Source organism: Vibrio sp. 1078-1, assembly GCF_033340475.1.
In genome coordinates this window covers 62,802-82,493 of record NZ_JAWOWM010000013.1, presented here as the reverse complement: position 1 = coordinate 82,493, position 19,692 = coordinate 62,802, and the positions used below count along the sequence as shown (strand labels likewise).

The 19,692-nt window shown below is 45.6% G+C and carries 17 protein-coding genes and 3 tRNA genes; 1 reads left to right on the top strand and 19 read right to left on the bottom strand.

The genetic code is table 11. The annotated features are described in order from the left end of the window. Nucleotides 1–3: 3 nt before the first annotated feature. The 9 genes from R7190_RS20160 to pncC form a co-directional block, all read right to left on the bottom strand. Nucleotides 4–95, bottom strand: a tRNA-Ser gene (locus R7190_RS20160). A gap of 29 nt (nucleotides 96–124) precedes the next feature. Then, nucleotides 125–201, bottom strand: a tRNA-Arg gene (locus R7190_RS20155). 31 nt (nucleotides 202–232) lie between these two features. Beyond that, nucleotides 233–324: transfer RNA gene (locus R7190_RS20150), tRNA-Ser, on the bottom strand. Nucleotides 325–658: 334 nt separating this feature from the next. After that, complete coding sequence (gene csrA / locus R7190_RS20145; protein ID WP_004415691.1) at nucleotides 659–856, bottom strand: carbon storage regulator CsrA; 198 nt, start codon at nucleotides 854–856, stop codon at nucleotides 659–661. A gap of 92 nt (nucleotides 857–948) precedes the next feature. After that, a complete protein-coding gene (locus tag R7190_RS20140) occupies nucleotides 949–2,136 on the bottom strand; it encodes an aspartate kinase (RefSeq protein WP_005383803.1) in 1,188 nt (395 codons plus the stop codon). A gap of 212 nt (nucleotides 2,137–2,348) precedes the next feature. Then, nucleotides 2,349–4,931 carry an alanine--tRNA ligase gene (gene alaS, locus R7190_RS20135; RefSeq protein ID WP_186584658.1) on the bottom strand — a complete coding sequence of 861 codons (2,583 nt, stop codon included), beginning with the start codon at nucleotides 4,929–4,931 and terminating at the stop codon, nucleotides 2,349–2,351. A gap of 142 nt (nucleotides 4,932–5,073) precedes the next feature. Continuing rightward, nucleotides 5,074–5,541 carry a recombination regulator RecX gene (gene recX / locus R7190_RS20130; protein WP_017633543.1) on the bottom strand — a complete coding sequence of 156 codons (468 nt, stop codon included), beginning with the start codon at nucleotides 5,539–5,541 and terminating at the stop codon, nucleotides 5,074–5,076. A 127-nt stretch (nucleotides 5,542–5,668) separates the two neighbouring features. Further along, nucleotides 5,669–6,712 carry a recombinase RecA gene (gene recA / locus R7190_RS20125; protein ID WP_005380874.1) on the bottom strand — a complete coding sequence of 348 codons (1,044 nt, stop codon included), beginning with the start codon at nucleotides 6,710–6,712 and terminating at the stop codon, nucleotides 5,669–5,671. A 200-nt stretch (nucleotides 6,713–6,912) separates the two neighbouring features. Beyond that, nucleotides 6,913–7,395, bottom strand: coding sequence for a nicotinamide-nucleotide amidase (gene pncC / locus R7190_RS20120; protein ID WP_017633544.1), 483 nt, complete (start codon nucleotides 7,393–7,395; stop codon nucleotides 6,913–6,915). A gap of 84 nt (nucleotides 7,396–7,479) precedes the next feature. On the opposite strand from pncC, the gene mutS reads away from it, so the two are divergent. Further along, nucleotides 7,480–10,041, top strand: coding sequence for a DNA mismatch repair protein MutS (mutS, locus tag R7190_RS20115; RefSeq protein ID WP_064354301.1), 2,562 nt, complete (start codon nucleotides 7,480–7,482; stop codon nucleotides 10,039–10,041). An 82-nt stretch (nucleotides 10,042–10,123) separates the two neighbouring features. Here the strand turns inward: mutS and rpoS are convergent, their stop codons facing one another. From rpoS to R7190_RS20065, 10 genes are all read right to left on the bottom strand, one after another. Continuing rightward, a complete protein-coding gene (rpoS, locus tag R7190_RS20110; RefSeq protein WP_005380887.1) occupies nucleotides 10,124–11,110 on the bottom strand; it encodes an RNA polymerase sigma factor RpoS in 987 nt (328 codons plus the stop codon). Between the two features lie 80 nt (nucleotides 11,111–11,190). After that, nucleotides 11,191–12,114, bottom strand: a complete 924-nt coding sequence (locus R7190_RS20105) for a peptidoglycan DD-metalloendopeptidase family protein (protein ID WP_017633546.1) — start codon at nucleotides 12,112–12,114, stop codon at nucleotides 11,191–11,193. 13 nt (nucleotides 12,115–12,127) lie between these two features. After that, nucleotides 12,128–12,754, bottom strand: a complete 627-nt coding sequence (locus R7190_RS20100; RefSeq protein WP_005380892.1) for a protein-L-isoaspartate(D-aspartate) O-methyltransferase — start codon at nucleotides 12,752–12,754, stop codon at nucleotides 12,128–12,130. Further along, nucleotides 12,754–13,530: a 5'/3'-nucleotidase SurE gene (gene surE, locus R7190_RS20095; RefSeq protein ID WP_005380894.1), complete on the bottom strand. Its 777-nt coding sequence runs from the start codon at nucleotides 13,528–13,530 to the stop codon at nucleotides 12,754–12,756. Before surE ends, R7190_RS20100 begins: the two co-directional genes overlap by 1 nt. Further along, entirely contained in the window at nucleotides 13,530–14,573 is a 1,044-nt protein-coding gene (gene truD / locus R7190_RS20090) for a tRNA pseudouridine(13) synthase TruD (protein WP_033907437.1), read from the bottom strand. Before truD ends, surE begins: the two co-directional genes overlap by 1 nt. A 45-nt stretch (nucleotides 14,574–14,618) precedes the next feature. Beyond that, nucleotides 14,619–15,095, bottom strand: a complete 477-nt coding sequence (ispF, locus tag R7190_RS20085) for a 2-C-methyl-D-erythritol 2,4-cyclodiphosphate synthase (RefSeq protein WP_005380896.1) — start codon at nucleotides 15,093–15,095, stop codon at nucleotides 14,619–14,621. Between the two features lie 14 nt (nucleotides 15,096–15,109). Further along, nucleotides 15,110–15,817, bottom strand: coding sequence for a 2-C-methyl-D-erythritol 4-phosphate cytidylyltransferase (gene ispD, locus R7190_RS20080; protein WP_054701898.1), 708 nt, complete (start codon nucleotides 15,815–15,817; stop codon nucleotides 15,110–15,112). Between the two features lies 1 nt (nucleotide 15,818). Then, a complete protein-coding gene (ftsB, locus tag R7190_RS20075; protein ID WP_005380907.1) occupies nucleotides 15,819–16,100 on the bottom strand; it encodes a cell division protein FtsB in 282 nt (93 codons plus the stop codon). A gap of 402 nt (nucleotides 16,101–16,502) precedes the next feature. After that, a complete protein-coding gene (gene eno / locus R7190_RS20070; RefSeq protein WP_005383785.1) occupies nucleotides 16,503–17,804 on the bottom strand; it encodes a phosphopyruvate hydratase in 1,302 nt (433 codons plus the stop codon). 78 nt (nucleotides 17,805–17,882) lie between these two features. Beyond that, complete coding sequence (locus R7190_RS20065; RefSeq protein WP_021034029.1) at nucleotides 17,883–19,523, bottom strand: CTP synthase; 1,641 nt, start codon at nucleotides 19,521–19,523, stop codon at nucleotides 17,883–17,885. Between the last annotated feature and the right edge of the window lie 169 nt (nucleotides 19,524–19,692).

Genomic DNA, 19,692 nt, shown 5'->3' with positions numbered 1-19,692 from the left:
GAATGGCGGTGAAGGAGGGATTCGAACCCTCGATACGGGATAAACCGTATACTCCCTTAGCAGGGGAGCGCCTTCAGCCTCTCGGCCACCTCACCGTTTTCATTGTTATATCTCAAAAGAGATATGGCGCGTCCTGGAGGATTCGAACCTCCGACCGCCTGGTTCGTAGCCAGGTACTCTATCCAGCTGAGCTAAGGACGCACTTTTTGTTGATAAATCAACGTTGCAAGAATGGCGGTGAAGGAGGGATTCGAACCCTCGATACGGGATAAACCGTATACTCCCTTAGCAGGGGAGCGCCTTCAGCCTCTCGGCCACCTCACCGTCTTGCGGAGGCACATATTACGTTTTACCGAAAATATGTCAAACATTTTCTTTGAAAAAATCCACGAAACTGGCTTAACCGTTGCTGATTTAATCAAAGTGACTATTAAACGAACTTTATCACTCTATTATGATGAAAAAAAGAGAGTCTTCTCTGAAAAAAAGACATTTATTTTCAAATAACTTTCTGAAGTTCGAATCAACATTATTGATGAATTCACAGCCATACTCAATACAATAGTTTCTGCAAATTTTCAAAAACAGTAAAAACTAAAAAGGCCAACCCTTCGGTTAGCCTTTTTCATTCAAACTAAGCTCTGTAAACAGGAGCGACTTAGTAGTTACCTGAAGCAACGTTGCCATTGCCTTTTTCAGCTTGAATGCGCATGTAGATTTCTTCACGGTGAACTGAAACCTCTTTCGGAGCGTTAACGCCGATACGCACTTGGTTACCTTTAACACCTAGTACAGTTACAGTCACTTCATCACCAATCATCAGTGTTTCGCCTACGCGGCGAGTCAAAATTAGCATTCTTTGCTCCTTGAGTAATCTCTAAATTTTCTTGCTACAAAGCTATTATCCAACAAAAGTTATATTTTCGTAAACTACCTTGTTAGCGAAAATCAGCCTAAAAAGGCATGTTTTTGTTGAATGTTTAATGCTTCACTAGACGTAATGTAAGCATCATGCAGAATGTTTGCTGCTGTATCCACACATTCGGGTGCTAAAACTAGCATCATAGTGAGTGCATTCGTTGCGCTGAAATTGATCTCAATATCTCGCTTTGCCAACAAATCGCATGCGTGCTCTACCATTCCATTGGCCTCAAGCCCCACTGCGGTCAACAGGCTTACCACTTCACTATTACGGATTTTGTCGCTGAACACCAGATCGAACTTGGCACATGCATCTTGTTTTATCATGATACCTGCCCGTTCTGTTTCCTCGATCACATTCCAAATGTCGATACCCAACATCTGACATTGTTTTGTAGCACTAGATAAATGTTCTTTATCGACTTCGATTATGGCAAGGTCACGTTGAATGGCTATACCAGAGACGGCTTGATTGCCTAACTCCCCCTTTACCAGACTGCCTTCATTAACATCAAATGTCGAAAGCACGCGCAGTGGCACATTATTCTTCCATGCAAATTGCACTGAAGGTAAATGTAATACTTTCGCGCCTCGGCTTGCCATCGCTTCCATGGAAGGAAAATCGATAACCGCCAATTTTCGCGCGTTTTTCACTACACGTGGGTCACAAGTATAAATACCATCAACGTCGGTAAAGATTTGACACTCATCAGCGCGCAATGCGCCTGCCAGTGCCACTGCGCTCGTATCTGAGCCACCTCGACCTAATGTGGTGATATCCCCGTTCTCATTCACACCTTGAAAGCCTGCAACAATCACGATTTGGTCTTGCTCAAGCAATCCCAGAATTGTCTTAGTATCAATGTGTTTAATCGTTGCGTCATTGTGTTGATTATCCGTCACAATATTCGCCTGTGCTCCGGTAAGCGAGCGTGCAGCATGACCCAATTTATTGAGTGTCATTGCTAACAGTGCCATTGACACTTGCTCACCAGCAGAGAGCAAAACATCAAGTTCTCGAGCTGTAGGCACGCTATCTATCTGTTTAGCGAGGTCCATCAGTCTGTTTGTTTCGCCTGACATTGCAGACACGACAACAACAACTTGATTGCCATCATTTTTCGCCTTAATGATGTGTTCAGCAACTTGGTGGATTCTTTCAATTGAACCCACGGAGGTTCCGCCAAACTTTTGCACGATAAGGGGCTTTTTCACCAGTCTTCACCTTCCCAAGACCGAAGTCTCTTTAGAACTGCTTACATCGTCAGTATTTCCTTTTAGAAAAATTATATAAGCAGTAGTTACAACAAAAACCAAATAGCCTAAATGACTCGGTTAACTTTTGGTCAATTAAACCACTTGGCTGCTAAAAAAAATTACGCTCAATCAAAGAAACTTGATTGAGCGTAATTTTAGTAGTTAAAAGCTTATAAGCGCTCTTCTAACCAAGGCTGAACTGTTTTAATTGCCTCTGGTAGTGCGGCTACATCAGTACCACCAGCTTGAGCCATGTCAGGACGACCACCGCCCTTACCACCGACTTGCTCAGCAATCATCTTAACTAGATCACCAGCTTTTACTTTACCAGTTAGATCTTTAGTCACACCAGCAATCAGGCCAACCTTGTCACCTGTCACGTTGGCAAGCAGTACGACACCAGACCCCATTTGGTTCTTGATGTCATCAACCATAGTACGTAGGTTCTTGCTGTCAGCGCCTTCAAGAGCTGCGACTAGAACTTTTGTACCATTGACTTCAACCGCTTTGCCCATGATGTTAGCGCTTTCTGCTGCCGCCATCTTATCTTTTAGCTTCTGCACTTCTTTCTCTAGCGCTTTTGCTTTCTGTGCAGATTCTGCCAGTTTCTCTTCGTACTTCGCGTTTTGAGCTTCAATCGCGTCTAATGCAGCCTCGCCTGTTACCGCCTCAATACGTCGAATACCTGCAGCAATGCCGCTTTCTGAAGTGATTTTGAATAGGCCAATATCACCTGTGCTTGATGCGTGAATACCACCGCAAAGCTCTGTCGAGAAGTCACCCATAGACAGTACGCGTACTTCGTCATCGTACTTCTCACCAAACAGTGCCATTGCGCCTTTCTTCTTAGCAGACTCAATGTCCATCACGTTGGTTTCAATCGTGTGGTTGCGACGAATTTGCGCGTTAACTAGACGCTCAACTTCTTTCAGTTCTGCTGCAGTTACGGCTTCTAGGTGTGAGAAGTCGAAACGTAGGTTGTCTGCCTTCACCAATGAGCCTTTCTGCGTTACGTGCTCACCTAAAACTTGGCGTAGTGCTGCGTGTAGCAAGTGCGTTGCTGAGTGGTTTAGAGAGATAGCTGCGCGACGCTCTGCGTCAACGATAGTTGCTACTTCATCACCTTTCGCTAGAACGCCTTCTGCCATTACACCGTGGTGCGCGATTGCGTTACCTAGTTTTTGAGTGTCCTCAACGCGGAATACACCAGACTCAGTACGGATTTCACCAGCGTCACCACACTGACCGCCTGACTCTGCGTAGAATGGTGTTTCACCAAGTACGATGATTGCTTTGTCGCCCGCAGATAGCGAATCTACTTCGTTGCCTTCAACGAACATCGCTGCTACAGAACTAGAGCCTTTAGTACCTGTGTAACCACAGAATTCTGTTTGCGTATCAACTTTGATTGCTGCGTTGTAGTCAGTACCAAAGTTACCCGCTTCACGCGCACGTTGACGCTGCTCTTCCATCGCTTTCTCAAAACCTTCTTCGTCGATTGCGAACTCACGCTCACGTGCAACGTCGTTAGTTAAGTCAGCTGGGAAGCCATAAGTGTCGTAAAGTTTAAATACGGTTTCGCCGTCCAGTACTTTACCGTCTAGGTTATCTAATGCTTCGTTTAGAATCGCCATACCGCGCTCAAGTGTACGACCAAAGTTTTCTTCTTCGATACGCAGTACTTTTTCAACCACAGCTTGTTGACGCTTCAGCTCTTCACCAGCCGTACCCATGATGTCAGCTAGAACGCCAACCAACTTGTGGAAGAATGCACCTTGTGCGCCCAGCTTGTTACCGTGACGAACTGCACGACGGATGATACGACGTAGTACGTAACCACGACCTTCGTTTGAAGGCATCACACCATCAACAATCAAGAATGAACATGAACGGATGTGGTCAGCAATAACGCGTAGCGATTGGTTCGATAGATCTTCATAACCAATGACTTCAGCCGCTGCTTTGATAAGAGTTTGGAATACATCAATTTCGTAGTTTGAGTGAACGCCTTGCATGATTGCAGAGATACGCTCGATACCCATACCAGTATCTACCGATGGTTTTGGTAGCGGTTCCATAGTGCCGTCTGCGTGACGGTTGAACTGCATGAATACGTTGTTCCAGATCTCGATGAAACGGTCACCATCTTCTTCAGGCGTGCCAGGACGACCACCCCAGATGTGTTCACCGTGATCGTAGAAGATTTCAGTACATGGACCACAAGGACCAGTGTCGCCCATTTGCCAGAAGTTATCAGACTCGTACGGCTTGCCGCCTTCTTTGTCACCAATGCGAACAATACGATCAGCGGGCACGCCAACTTTCTTGTTCCAGATGTCAAACGCTTCGTCATCGGTTTCGTAAACAGTTACCAATAAACGATCCGCTGGCAGTTTAAGAACTTCGGTTAGGAATTCCCAAGCAAAGGAGATCGCATCTTCTTTGAAGTAATCACCAAAACTGAAGTTGCCTAACATTTCAAAGAATGTGTGGTGACGAGCAGTAAAGCCAACATTTTCTAGGTCGTTATGTTTACCACCTGCACGTACGCAACGCTGAGCCGTAGTCGCTCGAGTGTAGGCTCGTTTTTCTAAGCCTAAGAAACAATCTTTAAATTGGTTCATACCTGCGTTTGTGAACAGCAGGGTTGGGTCGTTATGTGGAACTAACGATGAACTTTCTACGATTTGGTGTCCTTTGCTCTCAAAGAACTTGAGGAACGCGTTACGAACCTCATCAGTGCTCATGTACATGCAGCTCTTCCTGAAAATAGTCGAGTTAGAATTTTGCCGTATTGTAGATCATGCAAACAGCTGAGACTAGTTTTCTTGAGGAAAAGAGGGAGTAGGAGAAAAAATTTGAAGCAAAACAAAAATCAGTGCGAACGACTGACCGTTAATCTTCGTCCTCAAAGCTCAGCGCGTAGCTGATTTGGTCAAAACTGTAGCCACGATATTGCAGAAAACGAACTTGTTTTGCGTACTCTTTTTGGTCTTTGGCTTTAATACCTTTGAATTTCTTTTCTGCCGCCTGTTTAGCCAGTTCAAACCAATCTTGCGGCTCTTCAGCCATAGCTTGCTCAATCACCGATTCCGCAACACGCTTCTGGTTTAACTCTTGACGAATTCGACGCTCTCCATGTCCTTTGTATACATGCTGTCTAATTTGACTCTTCGCGTAACGTAAATCATCTAAATAGTTATGGTCTAGGCAAAAATTAATTGCGATGTCGATGTCTGATTCTTCATAGCCCTTCATCGATAATTTTTGGTAAAGCTCATACTGACCATGATCGCGACGGCTAAGCAATTGGATAGCTGCCTCTTTGCTCGATAATGTTGGCGCCTGGCGTTTTTGGTACATGATGATCCTAAAAGTATTTTTGCTGTACAGGCTCTCAATGGCCTTTGTGATAATTCGATTTTTGATTTCAATAGATACAAAAAAGCCCCGCATTGCAGGGCTTTGTCATTTATTAATCTATGAGAGATTAAAACTCTTCAGCTTGCTCTGGCGCTTCACCAGCTTCAGGCGCTTCCGCAAGTGCTGGCGCTAGCAACATTTCACGCAGTTTTGTATCGATAGTTTTAGCCACTTCAGGATGCTCACGCAGGTAGTTACACGCATTCGCTTTACCTTGACCAATCTTATCGCCATTGTAGCTATACCAAGCACCGGCTTTTTCAACTAACTTGTGCTTCACACCTAGATCGACAAGTTCACCTTCGCGGTTAAAGCCTTGGCCGTACATGATTTGTGTGTTTGCTTCTTTAAATGGTGCTGCAATCTTATTCTTAACAACTTTGATGCGCGTTTCGTTACCTACGACTTCGTCACCTTCTTTGATTGCGCCAGTACGACGGATATCTAGACGAACAGAAGCGTAGAACTTAAGTGCGTTACCACCTGTTGTTGTTTCTGGGTTACCAAACATCACACCAATCTTCATACGGATTTGGTTGATGAAGATACACATACAGTTAGACTGCTTTAGGTTACCCGTTAGCTTACGCATTGCTTGAGAAAGCATACGTGCTTGCAGACCCATGTGGCTATCGCCCATTTCGCCTTCGATTTCTGCTTTCGGTGTTAGCGCTGCAACAGAGTCGACAACCATAACATCGATAGCACCAGAACGTGCAAGTGCGTCACAGATCTCTAGCGCTTGCTCACCTGTGTCTGGCTGAGAAACCAGCAATGCATCGATATCTACGCCAAGTTTCTTCGCGTATACAGGATCTAGAGCGTGCTCTGCATCGATAAACGCACACGTTTTGCCTTCACGTTGCGCAGCAGCAATAAGCTCAAGGGTTAATGTTGTTTTACCTGAAGATTCTGGGCCGTAGATTTCTACGATACGACCCATTGGTAGACCACCAGCACCCAAAGCGATATCAAGAGAAAGAGAACCCGTTGAGATGGTTTCTACGTCCATTGCGCGGTTATCACCAAGGCGCATGATAGAGCCTTTACCGAATTGCTTTTCAATTTGACCTAGCGCAGCGGCGAGCGCTTTCTGTTTGTTCTCGTCCATTACTTTCTCCGATTTATTCATCTTCTTTGGGCGACGAATAGTAATTCATTTTTCTTAAGCAGAAGAACTGCTCAGCAATGAAAGTTATTATACTGTTGATTCATACAGTGTCCATACCTGTATGAAAAAAATTTGGCTGACCTAAAGTCGTGATTTGCTCTAGCCCTTATCAATGCTGGGCTAAAACAATTTAAGAAATTCTAGAGTAGATGTTGATACAATTGAGTCAGCGCATGCTCGACCGCTTTTTTGCGAACTTCTGCACGGTCACCAGTAAAATGCATGGTTTCGACTTGCTGCCAACTTTGGTTATCAGCAAAAGCAAAGCAGACCATGCCGACTGGTTTCTCTTCACTGCCACCACCCGGCCCTGCAATACCACTGATGGACACACCGATGGTCGCATTGGAGTTTTTAATTGCACCCTGCACCATTTCAATCACAACTGGCTCACTCACTGCACCATGCGCTTCTAACGTTGAAGCTTGCACACCAAGCATCTCCATTTTCGCTTCATTACTGTAGGTGACAAACGCACGGTCAAGCCACGCTGAACTACCAGCAATGTCAGTAATGGCGGTTGCAACACCACCACCAGTGCATGATTCTGCGGTCGTTAAAAGATGCCCGTGTTTAGCCAATAATGCGCCTAAATCGGCACTCAATTTTGTTGTTTTTTCCATAGCCAAAATGCCCTTTGTCTCTTTTTACTTGATAGGGATTCACGTATCCTAAGCCGCTACGGAAATAAACAAAAGAACTTACCTGTGAAAGCTGAACAAAAACACACTCCGATGATGCAGCAATACCTCAAGCTAAAAGCTGAGAACCCAGAGATTTTGCTGTTCTACCGCATGGGCGATTTCTACGAACTCTTTTACGATGATGCCAAGCGAGCTTCTCAGCTTCTTGATATTTCATTGACCAAACGTGGTGCGTCTGCAGGTGAACCTATCCCAATGGCGGGTGTGCCATTTCACGCCGTAGAGGGCTACCTGGCAAAACTTGTTCAGCTTGGTGAGTCTGTGGCGATCTGTGAACAGATTGGCGATCCGGCCACCAGCAAGGGCCCAGTAGAACGTAAAGTTGTGCGTATCGTGACACCAGGTACAGTGACGGATGAGGCGCTGCTTTCTGAGCGTGTCGATAACTTAATCGCAGCAATTTACCATCACAACGGTAAGTTCGGTTATGCGACGCTGGATGTCACCTCTGGTCGCTTCCAACTGACAGAACCAGAAACTGAAGAAGCGATGACAGCCGAGCTTCAACGTACCGCACCACGTGAGCTACTGTTCCCAGAAGATTTTGAACCTGTACATTTAATGGCGAGCCGCAATGGTAACCGTCGTCGCCCAGTCTGGGAGTTTGAGCTTGATACGGCTAAGCAACAACTCAATCAACAATTTGGCACAAAAGATCTGGTTGGTTTTGGTGTAGAACATGCGTCCTTAGGGTTATGTGCTGCTGGTTGTTTGATCCAGTACGTAAAAGATACTCAACGTACGGCTTTACCTCATATTCGCTCTTTAACGTTTGATCATCAGGATCAATCCGTCATCCTTGATGCTGCTACCCGACGTAATCTGGAAATTACTCAAAATCTAGCAGGCGGAACCGATAACACGCTCGCTGCAGTACTCGACCATTGTGCAACTCCGATGGGCAGCCGAATGCTGAAGCGTTGGTTGCATCAGCCTATGCGTTGCATTGAAACGTTAAACAATCGCCTTGATGCGATTGGTGAGATTAAAGAACAAGCTCTGTTTGCTGATCTTCAACCAACGTTAAAGCAAATTGGTGATATTGAACGTATCTTAGCGCGCCTTGCATTACGCTCTGCTCGCCCTCGCGATATGGCTAGACTTCGCAATGCCATGCAACAGCTACCAGAGCTAGAATCTGTCACCGCTTCTTTGACCCATCCGTACCTAACGAAATTGGCGAAGTATGCAGCTCCGATTGACGAAGTATGTGACCTGTTAGAGCGCGCGATTAAAGAAAATCCGCCGGTTGTTATTCGTGATGGTGGCGTCATCGCTGAAGGCTACAATGCGGAGCTCGATGAATGGCGAAAATTGGCAGACGGTGCAACAGAATATCTTGAGCAGCTTGAGCGAGATGAGCGTGAACGACACGGTATCGATACGCTTAAAGTAGGCTACAACAACGTTCATGGCTTCTTTATCCAAGTAAGCCGTGGCCAGAGCCATTTGGTTCCACCGCATTATGTACGTCGCCAAACACTCAAAAACGCTGAACGCTACATCATCCCAGAGCTTAAGGAACACGAAGACAAAGTACTTAACTCGAAATCTAAAGCGTTAGCACTTGAGAAACAGTTGTGGGAAGAACTGTTTGATCTATTGATGCCAAACCTTGAGAAGCTGCAAAACCTAGCTTCTGCCCTGTCTCAACTGGATGTATTACAAAACCTAGCAGAGCGTGCAGATTCGTTAGATTACTGCCGCCCAACGCTTGTGAAAGACGCAGGAATTCACATTCAAGCTGGTCGTCATCCAGTCGTAGAACAAGTAACAACAGAGCCGTTCATCGCGAACCCAATTGAGCTTAACCCAGCCCGTAAGATGTTGATCATCACCGGTCCAAACATGGGTGGTAAATCAACCTACATGCGTCAAACTGCGCTGATTGCATTGATGGCACATATCGGCTCTTATGTACCGGCAGAATCCGCACAGATTGGTTCTTTAGATCGTATATTTACTCGTATTGGTGCGTCAGATGATCTTGCATCTGGCCGCTCGACCTTCATGGTAGAAATGACCGAAACAGCCAATATTCTTCACAACGCAACTAAGAACAGTTTGGTGCTAATGGATGAAATCGGACGCGGTACTAGTACTTACGACGGTCTCTCTTTAGCTTGGGCAAGTGCGGAATGGCTCGCAACACAAATTGGTGCGATGACCCTATTTGCAACTCACTACTTCGAATTAACAGAGTTACCGAACCAACTGCCAAGCTTAGCGAACGTTCACTTGGATGCCGTAGAACATGGAGACAGCATTGCCTTTATGCACGCAGTTCAAGAAGGTGCGGCAAGTAAGTCTTACGGCTTGGCTGTTGCGGGCTTAGCTGGCGTACCAAAAACGGTCATCAAAAATGCGCGTAACAAGCTATCTCAGCTAGAGCAACTGGGGCAAAACAGTGACACACCGCGTCCAAGTGCAGTAGATGTGGCTAACCAGTTGAGCCTGATTCCAGAGCCTAGCGAGGTCGAACAAGCTCTGTCAGGTATTGATCCTGACGACTTAACGCCACGCCAAGCTCTTGAAGAGCTGTATCGCTTGAAAAGGATGCTGTAAATAGACTCACACCAAGGAGCAAAAAAGAAAAAAGGCTATGGGGAACCATAGCCTTTTGCGTATCTAGTGGAATACGGATTATTTAATCGTCTTCTACGTTAAACAAGTTTTCCATATTCAAACCTTGTTTGATTAGGACTTCACGAAGACGACGCAAACCTTCCACTTGTATTTGACGTACTCGCTCACGTGTCAGGCCAATCTCTCGACCAACTTCTTCCAGCGTCGAAGGCTCGTAGCCTAGTAGGCCGAAGCGACGTGCAAGCACTTCTTTCTGTTTCGGATTCAACTCTTCTAACCAATGAATCAACGATGATTTGATGTCGTCATCTTGAGTCGAAACTTCTGGATCAGAGTTGTTTGCATCAGGAATAATATCCAGCAGCGCTTTCTCACCGTCACCACCGATTGGCGTGTCGACAGAGCTAATACGCTCATTAAGGCGTAACATTTTGCTTACGTCTTCGACTGGAATATCTAATTGAGCAGCAATTTCTTCTGCGGTCGGTTCGTGATCGAGCTTTTGAGAAAGTTCACGCGCAGTACGCAGATAAATGTTCAGCTCTTTCACTACGTGGATAGGTAGACGGATCGTGCGAGTTTGGTTCATCAACGCTCGCTCTATCGTTTGTCGGATCCACCACGTTGCGTAAGTAGAGAAACGGAAACCACGTTCTGGGTCGAATTTTTCGACCGCTCGGATCAAGCCGAGGTTACCTTCTTCAATCAGATCGAGTAGTGCTAGACCACGGTTACTGTATCGACGAGAAATCTTAACAACCAAACGTAGGTTACTTTCGATCATACGTTTGCGTGCCGCTTCGTCGCCACGTAGGGCGCGTCTTGCGTAAAGCACTTCTTCTTCGGCAGTAAGTAAAGGTGAGAAGCCAATTTCGCCCAAATACAACTGAGTTGCATCTAAGCTTTTACTGCTCGCGTCAAATTCTTCACGCGCAGTCGCTTTGCTTTCTGTGGATGATGATCTTTCGAGTTCGTTATCAATGGTCTTCACTGACGCATTGTCAAATGCAAACTCTTCAACTTTGGTTACTGTGTTGCTGATACTCATAACGCCTCCCCCTGGCGAGTTAGCAAGACATGACAACTCAATATGTCGCTAAATGATGTCGCAAGTTGTTTTTCAAAGTTTTAAGGCAAATAGCGTTTTGGATTCACTGATTTACCTTGATAGCGAATTTCAAAGTGTAGTTTGACCGACTTTGCACCTGAACTACCCATGGTGGCGATTTTTTGTCCGCTTTTTACGCTTTGTCCTTCTGTGACCAGCAGTTTGTCATTATGTGCGTATGCGCTTAAATAATTGTCGTTATGCTTTACTATAATTAAGTTGCCATAACCTCGTAGCGCATTGCCTGAATAAACGACTGTGCCGGCTGCGGTTGAAACGATAGGTTGACCACGCTGTCCTGCGATGTCGATACCTTTATTTCCCTGTTCTCCCGCCGAAAAGTTCTTGATTACTCTCCCTTTTGTTGGCCACAACCACTTTGAGACTTTATCACTCTTTGCTGTGGTAGTTGGCGCTTTTTGCTTCACTTTTTGGTTATCTTTTGAACCAACATACTCCTTTGTTTTCGATTGTTCAACCTTCTTTGGTGGCTGTTTTTGTACGACTTTAGGCTTAGTCTCTGTAGGTTTTTGACTAGAGTTTTTACTCGAAGGTTTAGGTTTAGAGGCTGTTGATGTTTTCGTCACTGGAGCTGGGGGGGTCGTAACAACAGGAGCCACAACGGGTTCAACTTTTTGACCATATTTAGGGGCGACATATTTCGGAGCCCAAAGTTTTAGCCTCTGTCCTGGGTAGATAGTGTAAGGCTGAGTTAACTCATTGTAACGAACAAGATCATTTACATCTTTATCTGTGACATAAGCTATGAAGTAAAGCGTATCGCCTTTTTTTACCTCATAATAACTCCCTCTGTAACTCCCTCTTTCAAGGCTTGAATAGTCTTTTTTTAGGCTAGAGACAGGTGCAGGGGAATGCGCTGCACAACCAACTAGTCCTGCAGCAAACACAAAGCTAATACCAATATGACGTAGTAACTTATTCACCTATCCCTAACCCTTAAGCTAAATCACCCGCAACCAGAGGTACGAACCGAACCATTTCTACAACGGTAGAGAGATATTCGTCTCCCTTACGCTCTATTTTTAATAACTGTTGCTCCGTATCTCCAACAGGAATGACCATTTTGCCGCCATCTCTTAATTGTGAGAGAAGAGCTTGGGGAATCACTTCAGCGGCAGCGGTAACAATGATAGCATCGAAAGGACCTCGCGCTTCCCAGCCCTGCCACCCATCAGCATGCTTAGTTGAAACATTGTAGATATCCAATTGCTTCAGGCGACGCTTTGCTTCCCATTGCAACGATTTAATTCGCTCAACGGAGTATACATGATCAACAATTTGCGCCAGTACCGCGGTTTGATAACCCGATCCCGTTCCGATTTCCAGAACACGACTCGCCGGCTCTAGCTCAAGCAACTCGGTCATACGAGCAACGATATAAGGCTGAGAAATAGTTTGTCCCTGACCAATTGGTAACGCATTGTTATCATAGGCTTGGTGCATCATCGCTTGAGAAACAAAGCTTTCTCGTGGCAAGCGTTGGATAGCATCCAGAACTCTTTGGTCTTTGATGCCACTGGAGATAAGAAACGCTATCAACCTGTCAGCATGTGGGTTACTCATTACTTCTCTTCCTTTAACCAACTATCCATAGCACGCAGCGACTCGTGAGCGGTGAGATCAACTTGCAGAGGCGTCATTGAAACTCGGCCATGCTCAATTGCATAAAAGTCCGTGCCCTCTCCTGCATCTTGCTCCTTTCCTGGTGGCCCTAACCAATAAATGTCATGGCCTCTCGGATCTTTCTGCTTGATCATATTCTCTGCGTGATGACGTGCACCTAAACGCGTAACTTCAATTTCACCTAAATTCTCTGATGGTAAGTCAGGCACGTTTACGTTCAGTAGACGATTCGTTGGAATCGGCGACGCTAAATGCTGTTGTACAATTTGACGTGCAATTTTAGCGGCGGATTCGAAATGTCGCTTACCCACTAGTGAAAAAGCCACCGACTGAACGCCAAGGAAATGACCTTCCATGGCGGCTGCTACTGTTCCAGAATAAAGAACATCATCACCCAAATTAGCGCCATGGTTGATTCCTGACAGAACAAGATCAGGCAAATCATCTTTCATTAGCTCATTCAGCGCGAAATGCACACAATCCGTGGGCGTGCCTTGCACTGAGTAGATATTTGGGGCAATTTCAGTCACGCGTAATGGTTGTTCTAATGTGAGTGAATTCGAAGCACCTGAACGATTTCGATCAGGTGCGACAATGGTCACTTCGGCGATATCTCTCAACTCATCAGCGAGGGCATGAATCCCTTGTGCATGAACACCATCATCATTGCTGATTAAGACTCTTAAGGGCTTCGGGTTTCGTGAATCCTGTTCCATTAGTATTCTCTTTCTACTTCAACCTCATTAACTAACTCACGAACAATAGAGGTCGCAAAAGATCCCGCATCCAGTGAGAAAGTCAGCGTAATGTTGTTACCTTCAACCGTCCAAGCTAAATCTTTTGGCTTCAGCGCAATATCGCGACGATCGTGGCGCATGCGATTACCACGAATCAGCGCCATGAGGTCAGGCTCTTCGTCTAAAAACGGTTGCTCTAATGCCAGAGCCTCGGCTTGAGTAGGCAGTGCATTATCGCCAGCAAGCGCAGCGGTAATTGCCGCTTCACCTTGTGCAAATTGTACTTGCAAATCAGTGATGTTGTTTGCATCAATCAACTGAGTGCCAGAATTCGTCTGTGCAATGTCACCATCAATGAACTTATCAAACACACCATTCTCTAGACGAGCTGAAACGATGCGGTTGAAAATCCACGAACGAGCCGCTGATAAATACATGCTTCGCTTGTTTTGATTGCGGGTACGAACGTTTTCGCGTCCCCATCGACGTGCTTCTTCAAGGTTGTTGCCATCGTTACCAAAACGCTGACTACCAAAGTAGTTTGGCACGCCAACTTGTTTCACTTTTTCAAGACGTTGCTCTACATCCGCTATATCTGTCACTTCAGACAAAGTAACCACGAACTCGTTCCCTACTAGGTCACCAGGACGCAGTTTTTTATTGTGACGATCTGTTGCAAGGATTTCGATACTTGGGTATTGAGCCAAAAACGCTGAAAAATCTGGCGTTTCACCTTTTGGTAAATGGACACTTAACCACTGTTCCGTCACCGCATGACGGTCTTTAAGACCCGCCCAGCTAACGTCTTTCGACTTAACACCACAGGCTTTTGCTAACTCGTTAGCAACGAAGCTGGTGTTCTCGCCCGTTTTACGGATACGAACCATTAAGTGCTCGCCTTCGCCCGTAAAGGCAAAACCTAAATCTTCGCGAACCTGAAAATGCTCTGGCTGCGCTTTAATTTTTGCCGATGCAACTGGCTTACCCGTTAGGTAAGCCAATGAAGATAAAATGTCTGACATGATGTGTTTCCGCTGATATCACAGCTTAGAGGAGCAAATTGCTAGTTATTGCTTAAACAGAAGTACAACGGCTTCCGTTGCTATGCCTTCTTTGCGTCCAGTAAAACCGAGACGTTCTGTCGTCGTCGCTTTTACGTTAATGTTACTAATGTCGGTTTCTAGGTCTTCGGCTATCGCCGCACACATTGCGTCAATGTGTGGTGCCATTTTAGGCGCTTGTGCCATGATGGTTACATCAGCATTGCCAAGACGGTAGCCTTGCTCTTTAACTCGACGGTAAACGTCTTTCAGTAATTCACGACTGTTTGCGCCTTTCCATTTATCATCCGTATCTGGGAAATGACGACCAATATCGCCGGCAGCAATCGCGCCCAGCAGAGCATCCGTTAACGCATGCAACGCTACATCGCCATCTGAGTGAGCAATCAAACCTTGCTCATAAGGGATTGCTACACCACCAATAATGACTGGGCCTTCACCACCGAATTTATGTACATCGAAACCATGACCAATTCGAATCATTTTCTATCCTTTCTTTATTCGCCGCGCTCACGGCTTAGATAAAACTCGGCTAACGCAAGATCTTCTGGCTGAGTGATTTTTATATTGTTCGCATTCCCTTGAACTAAGGCTGGCTTCTCGCCTAACCATTCCAAAGCCGAGGCTTCATCAGTAATGGTTACACCCTGTTCTAATGCGTCAGCCAGTGCTTGAGTAAGCTGCTGAGTTTTAAACATTTGTGGAGTCAGTGCATGCCACAATGCTTCTCTATCTACCGTATGATCGATATCTTGCACTGCGTTTGCTCGCTTCATTGTATCTCTCACAGGAGATGCGAGAATGCCACCCGTTGAGTGGGCGCAGCAAACATCAATCAAACGGTCAATGTCGGATGTTAATACACATGGCCTTGCAGCGTCGTGAACTAATACCCACTCGCTTTCCAGATGCTCATTGACATAGTTTAGCCCTGATAACACAGAGTCTGCTCTTTCTTTACCACCAGCTACACGAATCACATCTGGGTGCTTAGCAACGGACAATTCTGGGTAATATGGGTCGCCGTCAGTAACGGCAACGACAACCTTAGAAATATTTGGGTGAGAAAGCAGTTTCTCTACGGTATGTTCCAGTACCGCTTTACCTTCGATCAATAAATATTGCTTAGGGCGATCTGCCTTCATTCTGCTACCCACACCAGCAGCAGGCACAATTGCGATATGCGATGAGTTCATATCCAACATTTTAATGGTTTTCCTCACCTATAATGCGGTAAAAAGTCTCGCCATCTTTAACTAAACCGAGCTCATGACGCGCACGTTCTTCAATCGCATCAAGACCTTGCCTTAAGTCATCAATCTCAGCGAACATTTCATTGTTGCGAGCTTGTAGCTTGCTGTTCACTTGTTGCTGAACTTCAATTTCATCTTTTACTGTGTAGTAGTCAGACACTCCGTTTTTACCAAACCATAGAGTGTATTGAAGCAAGCCAAACAGTAGCGTAAGGGCTATAACAAAGATTCGCATATCGCTGCTAACATTCTGTACCGGAAGGAATTAGATAAGGTGACATATATAGCATAAATGCGAGGTTGCCTCTAGGGGAGAAAGGGAGACTCACACGCTCCTTACAAGAAATAAGCAGCAAAATGAAACAAGCTCATAGGAAGCGCTCCTTACCCATGACCAAAGTAAGAGCCAAAAATACAAACTTATAAATACAAAAAAACCGCCGTAGCGATGGTTTCAAAAAGCTATTTAGCGAAACTTTACTCAATAAGAATTAAGCTTGACCTTTAACTTCTTTAAGACCGCTTCCTTGAAACATGGAGGAGCGCGCTCACTTAGCGCTTCCGTCATATAAAAAACGCCCCGCAAGTGCGAGGCGTTTTCAAAAGCTTTAAGTTAAGCGGTTAATTCAATTAAGAATTAAGCTTGACCTTTAACTTCTTTAAGACCGTTGAAAGGAGCGCGCTCACCTAGAGCTTCCTCGATACGGATTAGCTGGTTGTACTTAGCAACACGGTCAGAACGGCTCATAGAACCAGTTTTGATTTGACCTGCAGCTGTACCTACCGCTAGGTCAGCGATAGTTGCATCTTCAGTTTCGCCAGAACGGTGAGAGATTACTGCTGTGTAACCTGCGTCTTTAGCCATCTTGATTGCAGCTAGAGTCTCAGTTAGAGAACCGATTTGGTTGAACTTGATAAGGATAGAGTTAGCTACGCCTTTCTCGATACCTTCAGCAAGGATCTTAGTGTTAGTAACGAATAGATCGTCACCTACTAGTTGAAGCTTGTCACCTAGTAGTTCAGTTTGGTGCTTGAAGCCATCCCAGTCAGACTCGTCTAGACCGTCTTCGATAGAAACGATTGGGAATTGGTTAGCTAGCTCAGCTAGGTAGTGGTTGAACTCTTCAGAAGTGAAAGTTTTACCTTCGCCTTTCATGTTGTAGATGCCAGCTTCTTTGTCGAAGAACTCAGATGCAGCACAGTCCATAGCTAGAGTTACGTCTTTACCTAGTTCGTAACCAGCAGCTGCAACAGCTTCTGCGATAACTTCTAGAGCTTCAGCGTTAGATTTAAGGTTAGGAGCGAAACCACCTTCATCACCAACTGCAGTGCTGTAGCCTTTAGACTTAAGAACTTTAGCTAGGTTGTGGAATACTTCTGCACCGATACGTAGACCTTCTTTAAGAGTCTTAGCGCCAACTGGTTGGATCATGAACTCTTGGATGTCAACGTTGTTGTCTGCGTGCTCACCACCGTTGATGATGTTCATCATTGGTAGAGGCATAGAGAACTGACCTGCAGTGCCGTTTAGCTCAGCGATGTGCTCGTATAGAGGCATGCCTTTCGCAGCAGCAGCAGCTTTAGCGTTTGCTAGAGAAACAGCTAGGATAGCGTTAGCACCGAATTTAGATTTGTTTTCAGTGCCGTCTAGTTCGATCATTACTGCGTCGATTGCAGCTTGGTCTTTAGCGTCTTTGCCAACTAGAGCTTCAGCGATTGGGCCGTTTACAGCTTCAACTGCTTTAAGAACACCTTTACCTAGGAAACGTGCTTTGTCACCGTCACGTAGCTCAAGAGCTTCGCGAGAACCAGTAGATGCGCCAGATGGAGCTGCCGCCATACCTACGAAACCGCCTTCTAGGTGTACTTCAGCTTCTACAGTTGGGTTACCACGTGAGTCGATGATTTCACGACCTAGAACTTTAACGATCTTAGACATTAATGTTTCCTCTCGTTTCAAATATAAATGTCAATCTTAAAGGGCAGCAGCACAACCTTCGCCGCCGCCCGTATCCTTTTACTTCTCGAATTCGCCGCGTGCGTTTTGGCCCGCAGCCTTAACAAAACCTGCAAACAATGGATGTCCATCGCGAGGAGTCGAGGTGAATTCTGGGTGGAACTGAGCCGCTACAAACCATGGGTGAGCTGGGTTCTCAATCATTTCCACTAACTTCTTGTCCGCAGATAGACCTGATACTTTTAGGCCTGCTTTTTCGATTTGCGGACGAAGCACGTTATTCACTTCGTAACGGTGACGGTGACGTTCATGGATCGTCGCGCTACCGTACAGTTCACGAGCTTTAGTCCCTTTCTCTAGGTGACACAGCTGTGAACCAAGACGCATCGTACCGCCTAGGTCAGACTTTTCAGTACGCTCTTCTACGCTACCTGATTCGTCTACCCACTCTGTGATCAAACCTACCACAGGGTACTTAGTCTCTTTGTTAAATTCTGTTGAATGTGCACCTTCCATACCCGCAACGTTACGCGCGTATTCGATTAGTGCAACTTGCATACCCAAACAAATACCTAGGTAAGGCACGTTATTTTCACGTGCATATTGAGCCGCACGGATCTTGCCTTCAATACCACGATCGCCGAAGCCACCTGGTACTAGGATTGCGTCCAAACCTTCTAGAAGTTCAACGCCTTTTGTTTCGATATCTTGTGAGTCTACATACTTAATTGTGACGCTTAGGCGGTTTTTCAAGCCAGCGTGTTTAAGCGCTTCGTTCACAGATTTGTATGCATCTGGTAATTCAATGTATTTACCAACCATACCGATGGTTACTTCACCAGTAGGATTTGCTTCTTCGTAGATAACCTGTTCCCATTCAGAAAGGTCTGCTTCAGGAGCAGTAATACCAAAGCGAGCACACACAAGGTCATCTAGCCCTTGAGATTTAATCAACTGAGGGATCTTGTAGATAGAGTCTACATCCTTCATTGAAATTACTGCTTTTTCTGGAACATTACAGAACAGTGCGATTTTTTTACGCTCATTCGCAGGAATAACGCGATCGCTACGGCAAACTAGGATGTCTGGCTGAATACCGATAGATAGAAGTTCTTTTACTGAGTGTTGCGTCGGCTTAGTTTTCACTTCGCCCGCTGCCGCTAGGTAAGGAACAAGTGTTAGGTGCATGAACATTGCGCGCTCACGGCCTAGCTCAACAGCTAGCTGACGAATCGCTTCCATAAATGGTAGTGATTCGATATCACCAACAGTACCGCCAACTTCAACGATAGCCACATCATGGCCTTCAGAACCTGCAATAACGCGATCTTTGATTGCGTTAGTGATATGAGGGATAACTTGAATAGTTGCGCCTAGGTAGTCACCACGACGTTCTTTACGAAGTACGTCGGCATAAACACGACCTGCAGTGAAGTTGTTACGCTTGGTCATCTTGGTACGGATGAAACGCTCGTAGTGACCAAGGTCAAGGTCAGTCTCTGCGCCATCTTCTGTAACGAACACTTCACCGTGCTGAGTAGGGCTCATTGTGCCCGGGTCAACGTTGATGTAAGGGTCAAGCTTCATCATAGTCACTTTAAGACCACGAGCTTCTAGAATAGCCGCAAGAGATGCTGCTGCAATACCTTTACCTAGAGAGGATACAACCCCGCCAGTAACAAAAATGTAATTTGTCGTCATGTTTAACCTGAAATTGGTTGAATGAGGGAAATGGAGTGCTTCTGGACGGGAGATAAATATACCAGAAGCTCCTTACCGCCACAACGTGAAATCTATCACACCGTAATTTTTTATTTTTTGCTTCAAATCAAAGTGAGCAAAGACAACCCAAAGTCCGTTTCGTGTAACC